Annotated in this window: 19 protein-coding genes and 1 riboswitch; of the genes, 10 read left to right on the forward strand and 9 right to left on the reverse strand. The window is 55.5% G+C overall.

Annotated elements, in window-relative coordinates:
* The first annotated feature begins 135 nt into the window (after positions 1-135).
* Complete coding sequence (locus E6C51_RS15580) at positions 136-1,035, forward strand: LysR family transcriptional regulator (protein WP_190236640.1); 900 nt, start codon at positions 136-138, stop codon at positions 1,033-1,035.
* A 111-nt stretch (positions 1,036-1,146) separates the two neighbouring features.
* A riboswitch (FMN riboswitch) is annotated at positions 1,147-1,298 on the forward strand.
* A gap of 202 nt (positions 1,299-1,500) precedes the next feature.
* A complete protein-coding gene (locus E6C51_RS15585; protein ID WP_190236641.1) occupies positions 1,501-1,977 on the forward strand; it encodes a 6,7-dimethyl-8-ribityllumazine synthase in 477 nt (158 codons plus the stop codon).
* A gap of 136 nt (positions 1,978-2,113) precedes the next feature.
* Here E6C51_RS15585 and E6C51_RS15590 read toward each other — a convergent pair whose 3' ends face one another.
* From E6C51_RS15590 to E6C51_RS15615, 6 genes are all read right to left on the reverse strand, one after another.
* Positions 2,114-3,496, reverse strand: coding sequence for a M20 family metallopeptidase (locus E6C51_RS15590; RefSeq protein ID WP_190236642.1), 1,383 nt, complete (start codon positions 3,494-3,496; stop codon positions 2,114-2,116).
* A gap of 186 nt (positions 3,497-3,682) precedes the next feature.
* Positions 3,683-5,197 (reverse strand): ABC transporter substrate-binding protein, encoded by a 1,515-nt coding sequence (locus tag E6C51_RS15595; protein WP_190236643.1) that lies wholly within the window; start codon positions 5,195-5,197, stop codon positions 3,683-3,685.
* A 269-nt stretch (positions 5,198-5,466) separates the two neighbouring features.
* On the reverse strand, positions 5,467-6,336 hold the full coding sequence (locus E6C51_RS15600) for an efflux RND transporter periplasmic adaptor subunit (RefSeq protein ID WP_190236644.1): 870 nt from the start codon (positions 6,334-6,336) through the stop codon (positions 5,467-5,469).
* Entirely contained in the window at positions 6,333-6,542 is a 210-nt protein-coding gene (locus tag E6C51_RS15605; RefSeq protein ID WP_146935188.1) for a DUF1656 domain-containing protein, read from the reverse strand. Before E6C51_RS15605 ends, E6C51_RS15600 begins: the two co-directional genes overlap by 4 nt.
* Positions 6,543-6,546: 4 nt before the next feature.
* Positions 6,547-8,616, reverse strand: a complete 2,070-nt coding sequence (locus tag E6C51_RS15610; protein WP_190236645.1) for an FUSC family protein — start codon at positions 8,614-8,616, stop codon at positions 6,547-6,549.
* Positions 8,613-9,086: a MarR family winged helix-turn-helix transcriptional regulator gene (locus tag E6C51_RS15615; RefSeq protein WP_146935192.1), complete on the reverse strand. Its 474-nt coding sequence runs from the start codon at positions 9,084-9,086 to the stop codon at positions 8,613-8,615. The genes E6C51_RS15610 and E6C51_RS15615 overlap by 4 nt, the downstream gene beginning before the upstream one ends.
* Positions 9,087-9,442: 356 nt before the next feature.
* Between E6C51_RS15615 and E6C51_RS15620 the strand changes: the two genes are divergently transcribed.
* From E6C51_RS15620 to E6C51_RS15645, 6 genes are all read left to right on the forward strand, one after another.
* The gene (locus E6C51_RS15620; protein ID WP_146935194.1) at positions 9,443-9,655 is read left to right on the forward strand and encodes a hypothetical protein; all 213 of its coding nucleotides are present in this window, start codon (positions 9,443-9,445) and stop codon (positions 9,653-9,655) included.
* Between the two features lie 224 nt (positions 9,656-9,879).
* Entirely contained in the window at positions 9,880-10,719 is an 840-nt protein-coding gene (locus E6C51_RS15625) for a metallophosphoesterase family protein (RefSeq protein WP_190236703.1), read from the forward strand.
* Complete coding sequence (locus tag E6C51_RS15630; protein WP_190236646.1) at positions 10,716-11,876, forward strand: ABC transporter ATP-binding protein; 1,161 nt, start codon at positions 10,716-10,718, stop codon at positions 11,874-11,876. The genes E6C51_RS15625 and E6C51_RS15630 overlap by 4 nt, the downstream gene beginning before the upstream one ends.
* A 23-nt stretch (positions 11,877-11,899) precedes the next feature.
* On the forward strand, positions 11,900-12,793 hold the full coding sequence (locus E6C51_RS15635; protein WP_407920824.1) for a carbohydrate ABC transporter permease: 894 nt from the start codon (positions 11,900-11,902) through the stop codon (positions 12,791-12,793).
* Positions 12,793-13,638 (forward strand): carbohydrate ABC transporter permease, encoded by an 846-nt coding sequence (locus tag E6C51_RS15640; protein WP_190236648.1) that lies wholly within the window; start codon positions 12,793-12,795, stop codon positions 13,636-13,638. Before E6C51_RS15635 ends, E6C51_RS15640 begins: the two co-directional genes overlap by 1 nt.
* Positions 13,639-13,664: 26 nt before the next feature.
* Entirely contained in the window at positions 13,665-14,933 is a 1,269-nt protein-coding gene (locus tag E6C51_RS15645) for an ABC transporter substrate-binding protein (protein WP_190236649.1), read from the forward strand.
* Between the two features lie 51 nt (positions 14,934-14,984).
* Here E6C51_RS15645 and E6C51_RS15650 read toward each other — a convergent pair whose 3' ends face one another.
* Together E6C51_RS15650 and E6C51_RS15655 are read right to left on the reverse strand one after the other, a co-directional pair.
* Positions 14,985-15,971: a substrate-binding domain-containing protein gene (locus E6C51_RS15650; protein WP_190236650.1), complete on the reverse strand. Its 987-nt coding sequence runs from the start codon at positions 15,969-15,971 to the stop codon at positions 14,985-14,987.
* A gap of 91 nt (positions 15,972-16,062) precedes the next feature.
* Positions 16,063-16,500, reverse strand: coding sequence for an Lrp/AsnC family transcriptional regulator (locus tag E6C51_RS15655; RefSeq protein ID WP_146935208.1), 438 nt, complete (start codon positions 16,498-16,500; stop codon positions 16,063-16,065).
* A gap of 141 nt (positions 16,501-16,641) precedes the next feature.
* Between E6C51_RS15655 and E6C51_RS15660 the strand changes: the two genes are divergently transcribed.
* The gene (locus tag E6C51_RS15660) at positions 16,642-17,691 is read left to right on the forward strand and encodes an ornithine cyclodeaminase (RefSeq protein ID WP_190236651.1); all 1,050 of its coding nucleotides are present in this window, start codon (positions 16,642-16,644) and stop codon (positions 17,689-17,691) included.
* Here E6C51_RS15660 and E6C51_RS15665 read toward each other — a convergent pair.
* The gene (locus E6C51_RS15665; RefSeq protein ID WP_190236652.1) at positions 17,683-18,858 is read right to left on the reverse strand and encodes a glycosyltransferase family 4 protein; all 1,176 of its coding nucleotides are present in this window, start codon (positions 18,856-18,858) and stop codon (positions 17,683-17,685) included. The genes E6C51_RS15660 and E6C51_RS15665 overlap by 9 nt on opposite strands.
* 106 nt (positions 18,859-18,964) lie before the next feature.
* Here E6C51_RS15665 and E6C51_RS15670 point away from each other — a divergent pair, with 106 nt between their 5' ends.
* Positions 18,965-20,182, forward strand: a complete 1,218-nt coding sequence (locus E6C51_RS15670) for a hypothetical protein (protein WP_190236653.1) — start codon at positions 18,965-18,967, stop codon at positions 20,180-20,182.
* Positions 20,183-20,249: the final 67 nt, after the last annotated feature.

Below are 20,249 nucleotides of genomic sequence, written 5' to 3' on the forward strand. Positions count from 1 at the left end.
ATCAATATGAACCTGAATGATTGTTTTATCGAGCGGTCTATCCATTGATCGGTGATGAATATATCGATGTTTACGCAAGAGTTCATTCCATTTTAGAATGACCTTGCTCGTCACACCGCCTGTTTTGGAACAACCATGCAAAGTCCACGCCGATTTTTACCATCGCTGCACCTTCTCTCGGCCTTTGAGGCCGCCGCCCGCACCGGCAGCGTCACGGCAGCCGCCCGCGAATTGAGCCTGACCCAAAGTGCGGTCAGCCGCCAGATCAAAGCGCTGGAGGAGCAAATCGGGGTCGAGCTGTTTCATCGCGAGCGCCAGACGATCCGCCTGACGGCGGGCGGCAATGTTTATGCGCGGGAAATACGCGATGCGCTGCGCATGATCAGTACGGCGTCATTGACGCTGAAAGCCAATCCTTTTGGCGGCACCTTGAACCTTGCCATTCTGCCCACCTTTGGCACCCGCTGGCTGGCCCCACGCCTGCCCGCCTTTTTGAAAGCGCATCCCGGCATCACCATCAACCTCGTCACCAAAATCTCCTATTTTGATTTTCGCCTTGAGCCTGTCGATGCCGCCATTCATTTTGGCAGAGCCGAATGGCAAGGGGCAGAAATGTCGCTTTTGCGCTCGGAAACGGTAGTGCCTGCCTGTAGCCCGGAGCTGCGCGATCAATACCACTTTCAATCGGCTGAAGATGTGCGCAAGGCTCCGTTGCTACACCTGACCACACGGCCCGACGCATGGGAGCGATGGCTCTTACAACATGGTGTTGATGCCGACCACGTACGCGGCATGTTGTTTGATCAATTTGCCACGGCCTCACAAGCGGCCATGGCGGGGCTCGGGGTGGCACTATTGCCGGAATTTTTAATCGAAGAAGAACTGGCATCGGGCCGACTGGTGAAAGCCATTGATCTGCCGATGAGAAGCGCCGAATCCTATTTCCTTGTGTGGCCCAATGAGCGTGCGGCCCATCCGCCGCTGCAAGTGTTTCGTGACTGGATTTTGAAAGAAACCGAAATGCACAGGACATAAACAGAAGTGGCGTTCTTTTACAGACGCTGTGTTTAGCAAAAACCATGCGGCAAGTTGGCAAAAAACAGCATGACATTGTCTTGCTTGATCGAAAGCACCGCCTTACTATCGCATTGTTCTCAGGGCGGGGCGAAATTCCCCACCGGCGGTATCGGGTGTAAAATCCCGGAGCCCGCGAGCGCTTCTTGGCAAAAGTTAAGAAGGTCAGCAGATCCGGTGAGAAGCCGGAGCCGACGGTATAGTCCGGATGGAAGAGAGCAAGCGAAAGACACCATTCTACTGCATGATTCTTTAAACCGGAGTCAGGTTGAAGAGAAAATTATGCAGCAGATACAAAGGGCTACGGAGAACCTTTGTGTGCCATATGTTGCACACGGCTCTGTAGATGAATGGTGAATTTTGCCTGTTCGCCCAAGGGCATTTTTGGTCACTTCATTGGTGACTTAACCCTTGAAAGGCAGAAGCATGACAATTGCACCACGACTTGAAACCAACAAAATCGCCGTCATCCGTGCACGCTGGCACGCAGACATCGTTGACAATTGCGTCAACACCTTTGTCGATGAGTGGCAGGCGCTGGGCGGCTCCGCCGCCGATGTCGAAATTATCGATGTGCCCGGCGCGCTGGAAATTCCACTCCACGCCCAGACCCTGGCGCGAACCGGCCGTTACCGCGCCATTATCGGTACCGCCTTTGTGGTGGATGGTGGCATCTACCGCCACGATTTCGTCGCCAGCACCGTGCTGGATGGCATGATGCGCGTGCAGCTGGATACCGACACGCCCATTCTGTCCACCGTGCTGACACCTCATAACTTTCAGGAAAGCGAAGCCCATATCGCCTTCTTCAAGCAGCATTTCGTGCTGAAGGGCAAGGAAGCGGCCTCGGCCTGCAAGGCCATTCTGGAAGCCCGCGCCCAGGTGTTGGCACCTGTGATCTGAGGAACAAATGTCTTGCCGGGCGCGGGAAACGCCCGGCAAGACATGCTTGCGAAACGACAGCGCCGTACGCCAGACATGACGCACGGCGCTATAATCTGCGGCAATCATGCCCCCGAAGCCCGTGGGTCTCGCGCTATCAGGCAATGCGCTTCAAGTGCTCCGCGTTCTCGCCGATGTCGAGAAAAAGACTGGTCATGATCCGCATCCCCTCCTCTGCAATTGACAAAAGCGCGTGTTCATTGGGACCATGCTGGCCGCATTCCGCGTGAGAATGGGGAAGCCAAATGGTGGGCAGGCCCAAAATATCGGTAAAAGCGTCATTGGGCAGTGATCCGGCCAGATTGGGCAGCACATGGGGAGGCTTGCCACAGGTTTTGGTCACCGATTGCTCGACGAATTTGACCCAAGGATGATCTGGCGAGAACCGGGTGGCCTTGAAGGATTCGCCGCGCGCCATTTCCACCTGCACAATGCCAAAACCGTGGGCATCAAGATGCTTGCGCAGCGCTGGCAAAATCGCATCCATATCGGTGCCCACCACAAAACGCAGCTGGCAGGTTGCTCTGGCACTGCCGGAAATGGCATTTTGCGGTGCATTGATATTGCCTGCCGAAATCGCCAGAACCGCCATGGAATTCCAGCCGAACACCCGTTCAGACGGCGTCAAATCTGCCTGTCCCCAATCAGCATCATGCTTGCGCGGCGGCAGGTCTTTCAAGGCGGCGCGAATATCGGGCGTGAGGCTGTTGGGCAGCCATTCGGGAATCTGGATCTGGCCTCTTTGATCGACTATTGATGCAATCGCGTGGGAGAGGATGATCACCGGGTCGGCCAAAAGACCGCCAAAATTGCCCGAGTGGTGGTCGCTTTCGCGCAAATTGACAATGAGGTTGAAGGCAAGGCCGCCCCGCGAGCCCATAAACATCGTGGGTGTTTCGGCTGCAAGTCGCGGGCCATCCGAGGCAATCAACACATCGGCGCTCAGCGCCTCTTTGTGGGCATGGAAAAATTCGCGCAGGCCGTAAGAGCCGGTTTCCTCGGCCATTTCCAGAATGATTTTGGCGTTAAAGCCAAGCTTGCCCTTGGCCTTGATGATCTGCTCCATCGATTTGATGTTGATCAGATGCTGGATTTTGTTATCGGCCGTGCCGCGCCCAAAAAGCTTGTCGCCTTCCTGCGTTAAAAGAAACGGATCAAGCCCTTCGCGCCAGCGATGGGCCTCACCATTGCACACATCGCCATGGCCATAGACCAACACCGTGGGCAAATCGGCACTCTCAACGCGCGATGCCAAGAGCAAGGGCGCGCCGCCCTCACGCGGATTGGCAAAAATTTCGGTGTCAAAGCCTAAATTCGCCAACCATGGCTGCATATTTTGTTGCAAATAGGCTTGCAGTTCTTCTGGCACCCCTTCCGACTGGCTTACGGATTTGCGCGCCACCAGTTGCGCCAGATCATCGACCAACTGGCCGCTCAAGGCATAATCTGATGCCAACTTAACAACTGTGTCCCGTTCCATATCCTGTGCCTTATCGTTTATGCATCAATTGTTTAAGTGGGTGCGCGCGAGGCCATTCCCCCTGCCTTCAACCTCAAACGCCCAAGAACCACATGCATGCAGAGCAGTCCATACAGTCTTTTGCGCACCATCTTTCATCATCTCGCTTCTTTTGCACAGCCCCATGCGGCAGGCATGATTGGCTGGTTATTTCCAGCTTATATCGTAAAACCGCACCAATTCATCTGGCGTTGGCGTGAACGAAACATTCTTGGCGAGAATATAGTTGGTGGAGTAAAGCCAAAGCGGCACAAAATACGCTTGATTGGCAATGATCGCGAGGGCATTGCTGAAAAGCATTTTGCGGTCCGCCGGGTCTGCGGTCTTATCCGCTTTTTTCAGGAGATCGGCCACCTCCGGATCACGCGCTTCATCCTCCCCCGAAAGTGTGAAGAAATAGCCGGTGCTGGCCGAGGCATCCGCAAGGGAATTGGAGCCCCACGTCAGGAACGACATAGCCGCACCGTCTTTCAGCCGCTTCTCCCGAAGTGCGGCATAGGGCATGTAATGCAAATGGGCCTGAATGCCGACCTCTGCCAACATGCCAATCATTGCCTCTGCCAGCGGGCGATCCCGATAGGCATAAAAATCCACGTCAAATCCCCTGGGGTAACCCGCTTCTGCCAGAAGCGCTTTGGCTTTTGCCGGATCATAGGCATAGCTGGTGACGTCGCCTTCACACCCAAATTGCATGGGGGCACAGGCGCTGTTGATCACCTGACTTGCCCCTTTTATCATCGTATCGACCATACCCTTGCGGTTGATGGCATGGTTGATCGCCTGGCGCACCTTCAGCTTGGTCATCGGGTTATCCGCACCAGAGCGACCGGCAGCATCCATAGAGATAAAACCAATGCGCATGGTGGGGGCATTGATAATCTGAAATGTGTTCACACCCTGCACCTTCTGTGCCTGATCGGGCGGCACCTGCCACACCATGTCTAGACCGCCCTTCAACAGCTCTGCCGTTTGGGCATTGGGATCAGGAATGCTACGAATATCGATCGTTTCAATCTTTGCTTTCCGCTTGGCTGCGGCAAAATAGTCATCATTGCGCTTGAGCACAAAATGCTTGCCCGGATCAACACTGACCACCTTGTAAGGGCCGGTGCCGATAGGACGTGTTGCAACACCCGCCGGACCAACCTTGGCGTAATAGTCATTGGGGTGAATGATCACCGGCCCGGCGAGATATTCCAATGCGGCTGAAAAAGGGTATTTGGTGTGCAGGCGCACCCGGAATTGATCGATTTTCTCGGCAGAATCGATCCAGTTGACCGCAAATCTGTTTTGGACCTGGTTTTTGGGGTCAATTTCAAAATTGAGCGTATAGACCACATCATCGGCATCGAAGGGCTCGCCGTTGTGAAAGGTCACACCCTGACGCAAAATAAGCTCCAGCGTCGTCGGGTTTTCCCAAGTCCAGCCGGTAGCAAGATTGCCAAGATATTGATTGGTTATAGGATCTCGATAGAGCAGACCATCCCAAACAGCCGCCGCCATCACCGCACCTTCACGGGCGGTGTTGAAATAAGGATCCAGATGCTCAAGTTCTTTTGAAAATGCAATGTGAAGCGTGTCATCTGCCTTGCCAGCATAAGATGGCGAAGCAATAAGGCATGCAGGCAGCAGCACTGCCAAGGCAGTTAATGCAAATCTCATATCATTCCCCTCTCGCCCCTATTCGAGCTGTAAGCGGAATTTACTGGATAATTTATTAAACCGGAATCGGAGTACGGATAAAATCACACAGCAGGAGCTGAGTGCTACCCCAAAACTCTACGCGCATCTATGGCGCACGACCCTGTAGAGGCGCTGTAACGACAATGAAAATGTCTTCAGAAAATGGCCGCACATACCAAATTATGAGGAAATATGACCCGCTTGCGGAGCCGCGCCCCTGCTCCGCAAGCACAGATGCTCTGCCTCAATCAATTGCTTTTGGGCTTGATATCAACAGTTGCCGTCAGACCAGAAATCAGCTTTACGCCTTCCGGCACCTTGTCCAGATGGATGCGAACCGGCACGCGCTGGGCCAGACGAACCCAACTGAAGGTGGGGTTGATATTGGCCAACAGCCCTGAGCTGGATGTGCGCTCGCGGTCTTCGATGCCCGTTGCAATACTATCGACATGGCCTTCCAGATCGCCCTTCTGGCCCAGAATATGCACCAGCGCGCGGTCACCTTTTTGAATCCGTGGCAGTTTGTTCTCTTCGAAGTAAGCCTCGATCCGCAAGGAATCGCTATCCACAACCGCCACTTTGGCCGCACCGCGGGTGACAAAATCTCCCGGCTGCAAATTCAGATTGGTAACACTGCCATTGACCGTGGTTTTCACATCAGTGCGCTCCAGATCCAGCTTTGCCAGATCGCGGGCTGCCATGGCCTTCATGTAGGCTGCCTCGGCCTGCTGCTCGGTCGCAACGGATTTTTCCTTGGTTTGGGCCGAAGCCGAATCGCCAAGGCGCTCATTGCGTTCGCGCTCCGATTTTGCCAGATCCCAGGTTGATTTTGCCTCCGTCAGCGCGGCCTCGGCTTGCGCCAAAGCCAGTTCAAAGCGGGAGCGATCCACCCGAAACAGGATATCGCCCTTGTGCACGATCTGATTGTCCTTGACGAAAACATCACTCACCAACCCGGTGACATCCGGGGCGATATCCACCACATCTGCCCGCACCCGGCCATCCCGTGTCCAGGGCTCTTCCATGTAATAATGCCACAGATGGCGCCCCACGAAGACGGCAGCCACAACAACAATCAGGGTCAGGCAGATTCTGCCCATCAACTTCAACGTATTCATGCGAAAAACCAGCGTGTTATGGAGGAAACACCTCCAAGCAAAACAACATAAAGTGCGACATCAAACAGGCCACGGTGCCAAACAAGGGCGTAAAACCCCATACGGCCAAGCACTTTACGAATGAGGATGCTGATCACAAACGTGATGAGCATAAGAAGCAGAAGGCGCGGAAAATAGACGCCATAAAGGTCGAGTTCAGCAGGCATTGGTTTACTCAGCAGCGATCGAGGGTGTCTGGGGCTGCGGCAAGGGTTGCGGAGAGGCTTGAAGGTCGGGCGCAGATGCTTGCGGGAAGAACACGCGGCGCAAGCCAACAAGGGCATCAATCACCCGCCGGGCCTCATCCCCTTCCTTGTGCACCACAGTTTGCAATCCGTTGTCGATCAGCACCATCAGGGTCGCATCCGAATCCTGCGCACGTCCGGCCCTGAGCTGTCGCCGATAGTGGTCCGCAACAGCAACCAGCACCTGAGACACGCTTGCGGCGCTCTCAACAGACAAACGGCGGCGCTCCTCTTGCAATGTCACGACATTGATGGCGAGACGCACATCGGCAAAACCGTCAACATTGACCAACTCACGCTCATTCAACGCTGCCAAGCGTGGCACGAGCTGGCCAAGCCGGTCGAGAATGCGGCCAGCGAGCCGCTCGGAATCGGCTGACCGCAGGCCTGCGGCCGTATCGGCCAGATCCCGCCATCCCGATCGCAGCAGGCGCTTTGCGGCCAATCTTGCACCAAAAGGATGGGCAACACTGATCCACACATAGGCGAAGGCAATACCAAGCACAGTGGCAACACCGCCATTGGCAAAGGATTCAAAGTCTGCGGTATAGCGATCCTGAATACCCACCAGCGTCGCCACATTGACTGCAACCAACATGCCAATAACCGCCGTTTGCGGATTGGTCATCTTGAGGCCCAGCAACAGCAGGAAGGGAGCGAGTGCCAAAGCCATCATTTCAAAATTGGTGGCAAAGGGCAAAATGCCGAAAAGATAAACAAAAGAGGCAAAGACCGACACCGTTGTCCAGACCAGCATGAAACGGATCATAGGAGCGGGACGATCTTGTGCCGCAAAGAACGAGCAGGCAACGGCCACCATGGCAACAAAACCTGCCCCTTGAGACCATTCAAGCCCAATCCAGATGGCGCAGGCCACGACAATGCCAACCACCACAATACCCGCTTTGAGAGCCAGAAAAGCATGGTCGAAATGGCGCGATGCCACCGAGAAATGGCGATCCGAGAGTGTATCCACTGTCGTGTGGCGTCCGTTGGCAATCCGATCCTGCAACAGCAGACAATCGCGCCAAAGCTCTACTGCCACCTTCAGGCGCATCAAAAGGCCTGAAAAAACAAGATCGTTCCAGCCATGGAGTTGATGGGCGGCTTGTTGTTGCGCCATCCGGTCGAGCAGGACTTGCGCCCTTTGCGCGGCATCTGACGGGCCACCCGTTTTAAACCAATCCGCAACGTCGCTTAGCAAACCAGTCAGACTCTCGGGCAAACGGTCACACCCCTGCCGCACGGCATGCAAACGATCTGCCACCGAGGAAAACACCGGCAGAAGCATCAATAGGCGTCCCCGCAGTTCACGTGCGTGGTGGACAACATCGCGGGCTTCGAGATCATAGGATAATTGGCTGATCAGCAGATCAAGCCCCGCAACGTCGGTGGCCAACTGCTGACGCTTGACGGGCGTGGTTGGACTGGCCCCTTCCCCACGCAGGATTTCATCAGCCCAGGAACCCGCATCGCTCAGCCAGCCCTGAATACGGCTGCCAAATTGTGCGTTCAGGCTGGCCGGAAAAATCACGGAGTTGACCACGCTTGCGCAGATAATGCCAAGGGCGATTTCCTCAGAGCGCGCCAGAGCCGTTGCAAAGACTGTATCCGGCGCATCCAGTGATGGCAGGGCAATCAAAGGAAGCGTATATCCGGCCAACATGAAAACATAGCTGCGCGCGGTGCGATCCAGCATGGAGATCAACAGCAGGGTTCCCGTCCACAGCGCCACCACCAAGGACAAAAGCTCAGGAGCGTTCACAAAGAGTGGGACAAAGAAAACGGCTGCCCCCGCCCCCAGCAATGTTCCCAAAATACGATAGAGTGCCTTGGATTTCGTGGCACCGGAAAATGGACTGGAGACGATATAGACCGCCGACAACGCCCAGTAGGGCCGGGACAGATCCAGCGCCATAGCAATATAGAGTGCGAGCATACCAGCAAGGAATGCCTTGCCGGAAAAGGCCCAATCTCTCCACGAGTGTGCCATCATTGCCCGTCTTCCTTTTTGCTCCCGCTTTGAAGGGCATCAAAGCACCGCCCCTGGAATACATCGAGAACGCGATATGCCGTTTCGAGTTCCCTCTCCGACATATTCCCCAGCACTCTTGCGCGCTCCCGATCCAGCACGGCCTCGATCCGGGCGGCCATTTCAACCCCTGTCTCTGTCAGCCACAGCCCTTTGGCGCGACGGTCTGAAGGATCATCCTTGCGCACCACCATCTCCAACGCTTCAAGCTGATCAAGCAACCGCACAAGCGATGGGCTTTCAATGCCAACATGCTCGGCCAAGGCAGTCTGCCGCACCCCTCCGCCCAATCGGCTGATCCACAAAAGCGGAGCCGCACAGGCCTCTGAAATTCCGTGCTCGATCAAAGCCTGATCCACTACTTTGCGCCACAGGCGCGCTGCGGTGAAAAGCTGGCTGGTCAAGCTGCGTTGAAAATCTGATTTTTGTTCCATTCCTGACATATGCCATAAATATAATTAGGATGCAAATTATTTTAATGCGAAAATCATAGATTCTTGGATGAAGGAACAATGATAACGCTCCATCGTTGTTTACTCAGCGCGCTGAATGGGCCACAACGCTACCGTGCGCCATCTATGGCGCACAAAGTATGTTGTAACGCTTTCAGTCTGCTGCATAATTCATGAAATCGATTCCGATTGCAGGAACTATGGCGCAGGATAGACCTGCCAATCGCCCACGCTTCTGCCAGATTGCGACCTTGATCCCAAATGCCAGGCCTAAAATCGGCATTTCGGCTGTCAGATGTCATGCATAGTCGCAAGCGCCAACCTTAGAGGACACAACCATGATCCGTTTTACCATTGACCCCGACGCCAAGGCTGGCACCGTCAGCGACGAAAACCGAAAAACAGACCGCAAGGCCGACAAGCCCACCGAGGTAACGCCTGCCCAGAAGGCTGACCCTATTGCTGAGGAAAACAAAAAAGCTGCCCCAAAGAGCCGAAAAGCACCTGCCAAACGCGCAACCAGCCAGAACGATGACGAGCGTCTGCTCTGATTTTTTCGTCTGCTCTGATTTCTTCCATGCCTCGTTAGGCGACGCCCTCGTGCGGTATGGCTGAATCACACGCACGGGGCAGCAATAGTCCCCTGCAAATGTTCAGCATGACAATGCTGTGACAAAAATGGAAGCGGCGTGTAAGGCGCTGTTATGGAGATGACATGCACGGGCTCTATGGAGAGCGGCAGACGATGCCGTTTGACCATTGCCCGGAGCCCTCCATGAAAATCATTCAGATCACTGATACCCACCTCAGCCCGGTCAAGTCGCACTTCACCGAGAACTGGGATCGGCTGGCCGCATGGATTGTTGAGGCCGGTGCTGATCTTGTGGTGCACACCGGCGATTTGACCATTGATGGCGCGGACCTTGATGAAGACATGGTCTATTCCATTGAGAAAATGCGCTCACTTCCCATTCCCATGCTGATCGTGCCGGGCAACCACGATGTCGGCCATCTGCCGGGTTCCGATCAGCCGGTCAATCAGGAGCGACTAACCCGCTGGCAAACGCTGGTGGGGCCTGATCGCTGGGTATCCGATCATCCCGGCTGGCGCTTGATTGGCCTGAACAGTCTGATCATTGGCGCGCAAAGCGAGGAAGACGAGGCACAGTTTCAATGGCTGGAAGCCCAGCTCGCCAGCCGCGATGGTCGGCAAGTGGCGATTTTTGCCCACAAGCCCCTGTTTGTGGATAGCGCCGATGAAGGCGATAGCGGCTATTGGGGCATCGCCCCAAAACAGCGGCAGCGGCTGTTTGATCTGTTTAAAGATCATCCGGTCAAGCTGCACGCCAGCGGCCATTTGCATTGGGCATGGCAAGGCGAACACGCTGGTATCACGCTGGTGTGGGGCCCACCCTCCTCTTTCATCATTCAGGAGTTTGAGCGCGAAATGCCCGGCGAACGGCTGGTCGGTGCGGTCATCCACACCCTGAGTGATCACGGCGTTTCCAGCGAAATCGTCAGCCTGCCGCAACTGGTGCCTTACGTGTTTGATGATCTCGCCGCTGAGCTTTATCCCAAGGCCGTCCGCCATCAATCTGAGGAGGCCGCGCAATGACCGTGCTTTCGCTCAACGGCATTACAAAATCCTTCGGTGGCAACCAGATCCTCAAAGGTGTGAGCTTTGAGGCAAAAGACGGCGAGTTCATCGCGCTGGTTGGTCCTTCCGGCTGTGGCAAAAGCACGCTTTTGCGCATTGTGGCCGGTCTGGATCATGCCGATGGTGGCGACATCATCATTGGCGGGCGCGATGTTTCCACCATCAATGCCGCTGATCGCAATGTGGCCATGGTGTTTCAGTCCTATGCCCTCTATCCGCATTTGACGGCCGGGCAAAATATTGCAGTCCCCCTGGCCATGCGCCGCTTGAGTGCGGCCCAGCGCCTGCCGATTGTTGGCAATCTTCTGCCGGGGCAAAAAGCCATTCGCACCAGCATTCAAAACCACGTGCAGGAAATGGCGTCTGCTCTGAAAATCGACCATCTGCTGGATCGCAAACCCGGCCAGATGTCCGGCGGTCAGCGCCAGCGTGTGGCTTTGGCCCGCGCCATGGTGCGCCAGCCCAATGTGTTTTTGATGGATGAGCCGCTGTCCAATCTCGATGCCAACTTGCGTGTGCATGCGCGTGGCGAAATCGTCGATCTTCATCGCCGCGCTGGAGTGCCGACGCTCTATGTGACGCATGACCAGTCTGAAGCACTTTCCATGGCGGACCGCGTGGCGGTGATGATCGGCGGCAATCTTCTGCAATTGGCAACGCCGCAGGAAATCTACGACAATCCGGCCCATGTCGAGGTCGCCCGTTTCCTGGGCCAGCCGCGCATCAATGTGCTGAACGCCCAGATGGACAAGGCAGGCCTTGTGCGCTTTGGCACTCTCACGCTGGCGGCCCGCGTGCCGGAGGTGGCTGGCAAGGTAATGCTCGCCATTCGCCCGGAATTTGTCGGTGTTGGTGCGGAAAGTGGCGACACTTTGCCCGCACGGGTCGAAAGGCTGGAGTTTTTAGGCTCCGAAGTGGTGGTTTATGCCCGCCTTGCCGCCATTGCTGAGTTGGTGGTGGCAAAAATTTCACCCCAGCAATCTGCCAGCATCCGTATTGGCAGCACGATTGGCCTCACATTGCCGAGCGACAAAATCTTTCTGTTTGGCGAAGATGGGGCGCGGATGAAAATCGAAGCCGTGTCCCATACAGGCAAGCTGGAGGCGGTGCAGTGAGCGTTGCAGCCCTACACTCTTCCATCAGCGTTCCACAGCGCGTGCATCAAGACCGGCAGGCCCGCATCGGCTGGCTGTTGGTTGCCCCGGCCCTGACCCTGATCCTGCTGTTCATTATCCTGCCAACCCTTGCGGTGATTGTGCTGGGCTTTACCGATTATGAACTGGGCTATCAGAGCTTTCACTTTGTCGGTTTGAAAAACTACATCCATCTGTTTTCAGACCGCACCTTTCGGATCTCGCTGTGGAACACCACCCTTTACACCCTGATGGTCGCGCCAGCGTCGATCATTCTGGGCCTCGGCATCGCCTTGATGATTGAGGCCGAGCCTTGGGCGAAATCCTTCTTCCGCACGGTGTTTTTTCTGCCGGTCGCCTCGCTCATCGTCGCCATGGCAACCGTGTGGCAATATATGTTCCACCCGACTATGGGGCCGATCAACATCATCCTGTCGATGATCGGCATTCAAGGGCCAAACTGGCTGGGGGCATCAAACTCGGTGCTCTACAGCCTCTCGATTATTGGTGTGTGGCAATCCGTCGGCTTTAACATGGTATTGTTTCTGGCAGGCCTTACCGCCATCCCGCGTGATCTTTATGCCGCCGCCGAAATTGATGGTGCCAAACATTGGCTGGATCGCTTTCGCCTCGTCACATGGCCAATGCTGGGACCAACCACCCTGTTTGTCACCACCATAAGCATTATCAACGCCGTCAAAGTGTTTGAGACCGTCAAAACCCTCACCGAAGGCGGGCCGAACAAGGCGTCTGAAGTGCTGCTCTACACCATCTACCGCGAAGGCTTTGTCTACCTGCGGGTGGGTTATGCCTCAGCCATGACGGTGGTGTTTCTGGCCATCCTGATTGTGCTGATGCTCATCCAATACCGGGTTCTGGACAAGAAGGTGCATTACTGATGGCAACCTCACGCCCCCACACCATCACACCTGGTCGTATGATCCGCCTGAGTGTGCTCAGTCTGATCGCGCTGGTCTTCTTCTCACCCTATATTTTTCTGGTCTCAACAGCGGGTAAGGCGCAGGCTGATATTTTCACCTCATCGCTCTCGATCATTCCGCAGCATTGGTACTTCATCGAGAATTTCACCAAGGCCTTTACCCGGGTGAATATGCCGCAACTTTTGTGGAACGGGGTTCTGGTCTGCGGTCTGATCCTGATCTTGCAAGTGATTGTGGCCGTGCCTTGCGCCTACGCCATGGCCAAGCTGAAATTTCGGGCTGCCCAGACCATGATGATGATGGTCATGCTGGGCCTGTTGATCCCCATCCACGCCACCGCCCTTCCGCTTTATGTGGCCTTCAATGACCTGTCCTTGCTCAACAGCTATACGGCTCTGGTCGCACCCTTCTCCATTTCAGTGTTTGGCATCTTCCTGTTTTTGCAATTCTTTCGCGCCCTGCCGGATGATCTGATCCATGCGGCCCGTCTGGATGGCATGTCGGAGATGGAAATCGTTACCCGCGTGATTGTGCCCAATGCCTGGCCTGCCATCACCGCCTTTTCGATCTTCTCGGTGGTTGCCCACTGGAATGATCTGTTCTGGCCACTGATTGTGATTTCCAAACAGGGCTTTGCCACGCCGCCGCTTGGGCTGTTGTTTTTCCGCGCCGCCGAAGCTGGCGACGATTACGGCGCGCTGATGGCCGCCACCCTCATCATCACCCTTCCGCTCGTCCTTGCCTTTTTGCTTGCCCAAAAACGCTTTGTCGAGGGGATCACCATGACCGGTCTCAAAGGCTGACCAATCAACAAAACCAGGAGAGCGCTATGATCCACTTCAAAAAGCTTGTTGCCATTGCGGCAATTGGCATGGGCTTCACCGTGCAGGCCCATGCAGAGACAGTGCTGACCGTGCATTATCCTATGCCCGGTTTCTTCAAGGACGTGATGGACACGATCTCGAAGAAGTTCATGGAGGAAAACCCCGGCATCAAGATCCAGTTTGCCAGCCCATCGCCCACCTATGAAGATGGCATTCAGACGATCATGCGTCAGGCTGGCACCTCGGAAATGCCCGACATCACCTTTACGGGCCTGAACCGTCTTCGCATGTTGGAAGAGCGCAAAATTCCGGTGGATCTGACGCCTCTGGTCACCAAAGAAGGTGCACAGATGGCCGAGCAAGGCTTTTCGGATACCATTCTGAAACTCGCTCAAGTCAATGGCAAGCAGGTTGGTCTGGCTTTCGCCACCTCCACCCCAATCATGTATTACAACGCCGACCTGATCCGCAAAGTTGGCGGCAATCCCGATGTTCCACCAAAGACCTGGGATGAAGTGATTGAACTTGGCGGCAAGATCAAGAAACTCGGTGATGGCATTGAAGGCATCGACTTCCGCTGGCAGGGCGATGACTGGATGTTCTCGGCACTGCTGTTTGGGGCTGGCGGCACCATGCTGTCTCCTGATGAAACCAAGGTGACCTTCAACGGCCCTGCTGGCGTGAAGGCCGTAGACGTTCTGTCGCGCATGGCCAAAGAAGGCGGCTTGCCAATGTTTACCAAGGCAGCGGGCGAACAGGCGTTTGCCGCTGGCAAGGTTGGTTTCGAGTTTCAGACCACAGGCGCGCTTCGCAACACCATCAAGAATGTTGGCAACAAATTTGACCTGCGCACCGCCGAAATTCCTTTGATTGATCCGGTCAATGGCAAGCTGCCCACCGGCGGCAATGCCGTGGTGATCCTGACCCACGACAAGGACAAGCTGGACGCCGCCTGGAAATTTGCCAAATTTGCCGCAGGACCCTACGGTGCCTCTGTGGTGGTTCCCGGCACCGGCTATGTGCCAAACAATGAGCTGGCTGCGAAATCTCCGAAATATCTGGGCGATTTCTACAAAAACAACCCGCTGTTTCTGGCAGGTCTGAAGCAGATGCCACGCATGATCCCATGGTATGCCTTCCCCGGCACCAATGGTGTGCAGGTCACCCAGACCATCGTTGAAAACATGTCACGCATTGTTGAGCAGAGCGCCACACCAAAAGAAGCGCTTGATGATGCGGCCGCCGATGTGGCTGACCTTCTGCCACGCAAATAAAAGCGAGATTGGAAGACGCCGCTCTGAAAAGGGCGGCGTTTTTCTATGCCATTAAAGAGCCCGCACCGTACCACCCACGCGCAAACTATGCGCCACATTCAGATGGCGGGGGCTGCTGCCATTTTCGGTCATATCAATCAAAAGCGAGGCGGCGGCGGCTCCCATGCTGGCATCGGCCATTTCAATGGTTGTCAGCGGCGGATCGATCAGCCGACCCAGCGAGATGCCGTCAAAGCCGGCCACCGAGACATCATCGGGAACCCGAAGTCCCTCGCGGCGCAAGGCACCGATAACGCCAAAGGCCAGTAAATCGTTGGAGGCAATCATGGCGGTGGGCGCAAATAGTTTGAGGGATTGGCCCAGATCCAGCGCGTCATAACCATTGAGAAAGCCGACTTCCAAGGGTGGATGCGGCACAAGGCCACGCTGTTTCATCGCCGCACAATAGCCGTCATAGCGCAGCTTGGCGCGATCAGACGCAGCAAAAGCCCCTGACACAAACAGAATGCTGGTGTGATGGTGATCCAGCATATGCTCACAAAGCTCGCGCCCCGCCAGAAAATTATCCGCAGCAACCGATGCCGGAAACCGCACGGTTGGCAGATTATGCAAAAGAACCGTTGGCGGCAACGTTTTGGGCAGGTTACCTGCGGCTTTCGGGTCGCAAAGCGTCATGATCAAGCCCACCGGCCGCTCCGACACCAGATCGGCAATCGCCTCGGCCTCGCGCACCAGATCATAATCGGATTGGGCAATGATGACCCCATGACCAGACACGCGGGCGCGCTTTTGGATATTCGACAGGGAGGCGGCAAAGACCGGATTGGTAATGCTGGGAATGAGCACACCAATCATCGGCTTATGCCGCAGTCGCGGCACAGATGCGGGGTTGGCATCGGGCCGATAGCCCAGTTCCAATGCCGCTTTTTCCACCCGCCGCGTCATGCGCTCGCTCACGGGTCCGCTTCTGTTGAGCGCCCGCGAGACCGTGGCCACAGAGCAGCCAGCCTTCAACGCAATTTGTTGCAGCAAAGTCATCACCGTTCCCGAAAATGCTAAAAAGCCGTATCAAGGCCCGCCTTCATCACGAGTAGGCGTAAGCTGTGACAGTTTTTTAACAGATGCTCAATCACACACTGCTGAGCAACAGGCTCGTCTCACTATTGGCCACGCCATCAATCATCCGCACCTCGCGCAACACCCGATCAAAATCGGACAGGCTGGCAACCCGGATATTGGCCACCAGATCCCAATTGCCATTGGTGGTGTGCAATGAATAAATCTCCGGGAGAGATTTGAGCCTGCGAATGACCTGGCTTGTCGACTTGCCGGTGACCTCAATCATCATCACCGCCTGCACAGTGTCATGCTCATAGTCCTGGCGCACCCGCACGGTAAAGCCCATGATCGTGCCGGTTTCCAGCAAGCGCTCCAGCCGCTTTTGCACCGTACCACGGGCCACCCCCAGCGTATCCGATAGTGTTGAGAGCGAAGCACGTCCATCAGAGCGCAAATGGGCAATGATGCGCCGATCAAGACTGTCTGGGACATAATCTGCTGAGGCCATCGAACGCTCATCTCTCATTTTGACAAAAGCAATGATCAATCTGCACAATTTAGCGGTTATTTTGCTTTAAAAATAGCCTTTCGGGTGGATATTTCTGTCTGCTAATCTCTTTTTTCAACGCATTGGCAAGAGGAGATGACCATGCCCGCCACCGCCCCTTCCGAAAAAGCCTTTATTCCTTTTGTCAGCGTCGAGAATATGATGCGGCTGGTGCATCACATTGGCATTGAAGCGATGTTGTTGCAGCTGACCGATGCGATTGAGGCTGATTTTCGCCGCTGGCCCGCCTTTGATAAGGTGCCGCGCCTGCCCTCCCATTCGCTGGAAGGGGTGATTGAGCTGATGCCGACATCAGACGGTGAAATTTATGGCTTTAAATATGTCAACGGCCATCCTCAAAACACCGCCAAGGGTCTGCAAACGGTGACGGCGTTTGGCCTTTTGGCGCAGGTGTCCAATGGTTATCCGGTGCTCTTGTCAGAAATGACCCTTCTGACCGCGCTGCGGACTGCGGCAACCTCGGCCCTTGCCGCCCGCTATCTGGCCCCCAAGGGTGCACGCACCATGGCCGTGATTGGCAATGGCGCACAAGCCGAATTTCAGGCGCTGGCCATGCGCGCCGTTGTCGGCATTGATCATGTCAAACTCTATGACATCGACCCCAAAGCGACAGAAAAAGCGCGCCGCAACTTGGAGTCCATGGGCATGACCGTCACCGCCTGCACCTCGGCCCAAGCCGCCATTGAGGGGGCAGAGATCATCACCACCTGCACGGCAGACAAGCAATATGCCACGATTCTCACTGACAATATGGTCGGTGCAGGCGTTCATATCAACGCCATTGGTGGCGACTGTCCGGGCAAGACTGAACTGCACCCTGACATTCTCAAACGTGCCGATACGTTTGTAGAATATCCGCCGCAGACCCGCATCGAGGGCGAGATTCAGCAAATGGAGCCGGATTATCCGGTCACCGAGCTGTGGCAGGTGATCAATGGCGACGCTCCGGGGCGCAAAGACGCCAGCCAGATCACTCTGTTTGACAGTGTTGGCTTTGCCATCGAGGATTTCTCGGCGCTTCGCTATGTCCGCGACAAAATACAGGGCACGGACTTTTTTCAGAAACTCGACATAATTGCCGACCCCGATGATCCGCGTGATCTGTTTGGCATGGTGCAACGCTCAAAATAAGCCGGGCTTTTCGCCAAGCTTGGCGAGATGCCGGGCAAAATGGCGGGCGTCTGTTTGTGGCAAAAAGCCAAGGGCAGCATGGCGGGCGGCCTTTGAACAGGTCCGATAAAACTGCGGATCGCCCAGCAACCGCGATAGCGTAGCCCGCCATGGGGCCGTATCTTGCGAAGGAACATGCACCTGCCCGTCACGCTGCTCAACCGGGCAAACAGGAAGAATGAAATCAATGCCCAGCATGGCTTCTGTTTGCCCACCCAATCCGCCAGCCAGCACCGGAATGCCCCGCACCATGGCATCAACCGCGACATAGCCGAATGTTTCGGGCACCAGCGACGGCGCAAGCACAATGCGGGTATCTTGCAAAACCGTGTCGATCTCATCGGCTGCTTCCAACAGTGTCACATTGGTGCGCGCCCTTAAAGCCGCGATAACGGCATCATCCGCACCCCAGGTGGGCACGGCGGCAAAGCCAATGTCTGGAAAATGATCCACCAGATCGAGAAAGATCGGCAGGCCTTTCAAGACACAAGGGTTGATCATGGTGACATAACCGGAATCCGGTCTGCCGCGCACAGCAAAGGGAGCGTCCCCAAACACCGGAAACCGCAGCAATCTTGCCTCCAGCCCGCCAAATTCCCGCAAGTAATGGCGGCTATAATCGCTCACCACCACAATATCACGCGCCTGTCGCATGCGCTGATGCTGGGCGGGATTGAGCGCGCGCGATTCTGGCCCAAACGGCAAATGGAAATGGGTGTGAACCACCACAATGGTCCGTTCAGCAGAAAAACTCAGCGCCACTGGCAAAAAGACGGCGCGGTGATCATCCGACACCAAAATCCAATCGGGGCGCTCGCGCTCAATAATCGCCTCCAGCTCGGCGGCCGCAGTGGGTGCTGCGGTGTCCATCGCCAGCACCTGCACCCCTTCATGGGTGTAATGCTGCTGTCCACGTTCATCCTCGTGCACAATGGCTCCGCGCGCCGCCAAAGCTTCCGGCAAAAACACCGAAGGATTGTGCTGGGCTGGCCCCGGCAAGCGGGCCACAACCCGGCAATCAAACCCAAGTTTGGCAAGCTCGCGCATCAACAGGCGATTGGCTTTGTTGCCACCACCGAAAGAGGGCAGATAAACGGCATCTTGCAAGAGAAGTATCTTGGTTTTCATGCTGCCATTAAGCGGAGCAGATAGGGTTTTGTCAAAATAAATTTCTCGTATAAAGGGTATTTTTAAGATAACTATCGCTTAGATTTTACATTTACAGGAGAGCCCCGTGGATGGCATCGCTTGCGGCCTGATCATTCCGCCAATCCCCCATGCCAACAGCGCCCGCGCCCGCGCGCTGACAGTTTCATGGCTGCGGTGGAACTATTTTGGCGATATTTTTGAAGATAGCAGCGTTGACAATCTGCTCACACGGGCGGCCAACACCGGCGTACGCTATTGCCTTGTTCAAGGCTATGGCCATATTTTGACCGAACACGCAGGCCCCAACGGCGGCAAAGCCATCAGCGCCTTCGATGCCTTGCGCACGTGGGCCAAGGACCGCACCTTCATCTTTGCCGGTGTGGCAGACCGCTGCCTTCTCGTCGATCTTGAAGCATGGCAGCAGCATGGCAAGCCCAGGATGGAGCAAGCCAAACTTATGCCGTTTGGGCCAGAGCTTGCCGGTCATATGGTAGATCTTCAGCCAGACCTGAGCGAGGCTGCGGATTTCTTTAACTTCCTCAATGACATGAGCGAAAAGGCTGGACGCGGCGTTTTTGTGCTCAACTACGAATCCTACGATGACGTGGAGCTTCCGGCAGAAACATTCCAGCGCCCGCTTTCCACCCTCTATTGCGTGGCGGCCGGGCTCAAGCCCAATCGGATTCTGCACACCCATGGCATTGCCGATCACAGCAGAGTGGTCTTCTTCGACTACAGCGAAGACGCGCTGGATTTTCGCCGTCGGCTGGATGCGGAATGGGATGGCTCTGACTACCCCGCCTATCTGCGAAAAACGTTCACACACAGGCCGAACACCCATTATTATTTGTGGCCCGGCGCAAGCCCTGAGACGATGGATTGGCAAGAGCTGGATCGGCTCTGGGCGTTGGAGCTCGATCGCTGGGGCGGCGCAGATGCCTTCAAATCCCACTGGCAGAGCTACCAGACCATTCAAAAAGAATATCTGCCCTGCAATATCCTCAGCCCGCAACCTTTGCTGGAGCGAATTATCGATGAGGCTGGATCTGCAATCTGGTGGAGCAACGCCTTTTGCACCATTTACAGTGCGACACACCACAGCCTCGAAGAAAAGCAAAGCTTTTACGAACATTGGATCAACCATCTGGCCGATAAGGCACCCGCACTTTTTCTCTATGGTTCAGACCACAGCAATTGCAGCGTCAATGGCATGAATGCCCGCGAATACCGAGAAGCCTATTTTGCGCAAGGCGGCGACCCTCTGATGTCGCGAAAGCTGCACCGCCTAACACTTCGATTTTAAAAATACACTTCGGTTTTAAAACGCTGAAGGGGCAGTGCCAAGCACTGCCCCTTCGCCATTCACATCA

It is taken from the genome of Gillisella terrae (genome assembly GCF_004801395.1).
GTDB classification, from domain to species: Bacteria; Pseudomonadota; Alphaproteobacteria; order Rhizobiales; family Rhizobiaceae; genus Allorhizobium; species Allorhizobium terrae.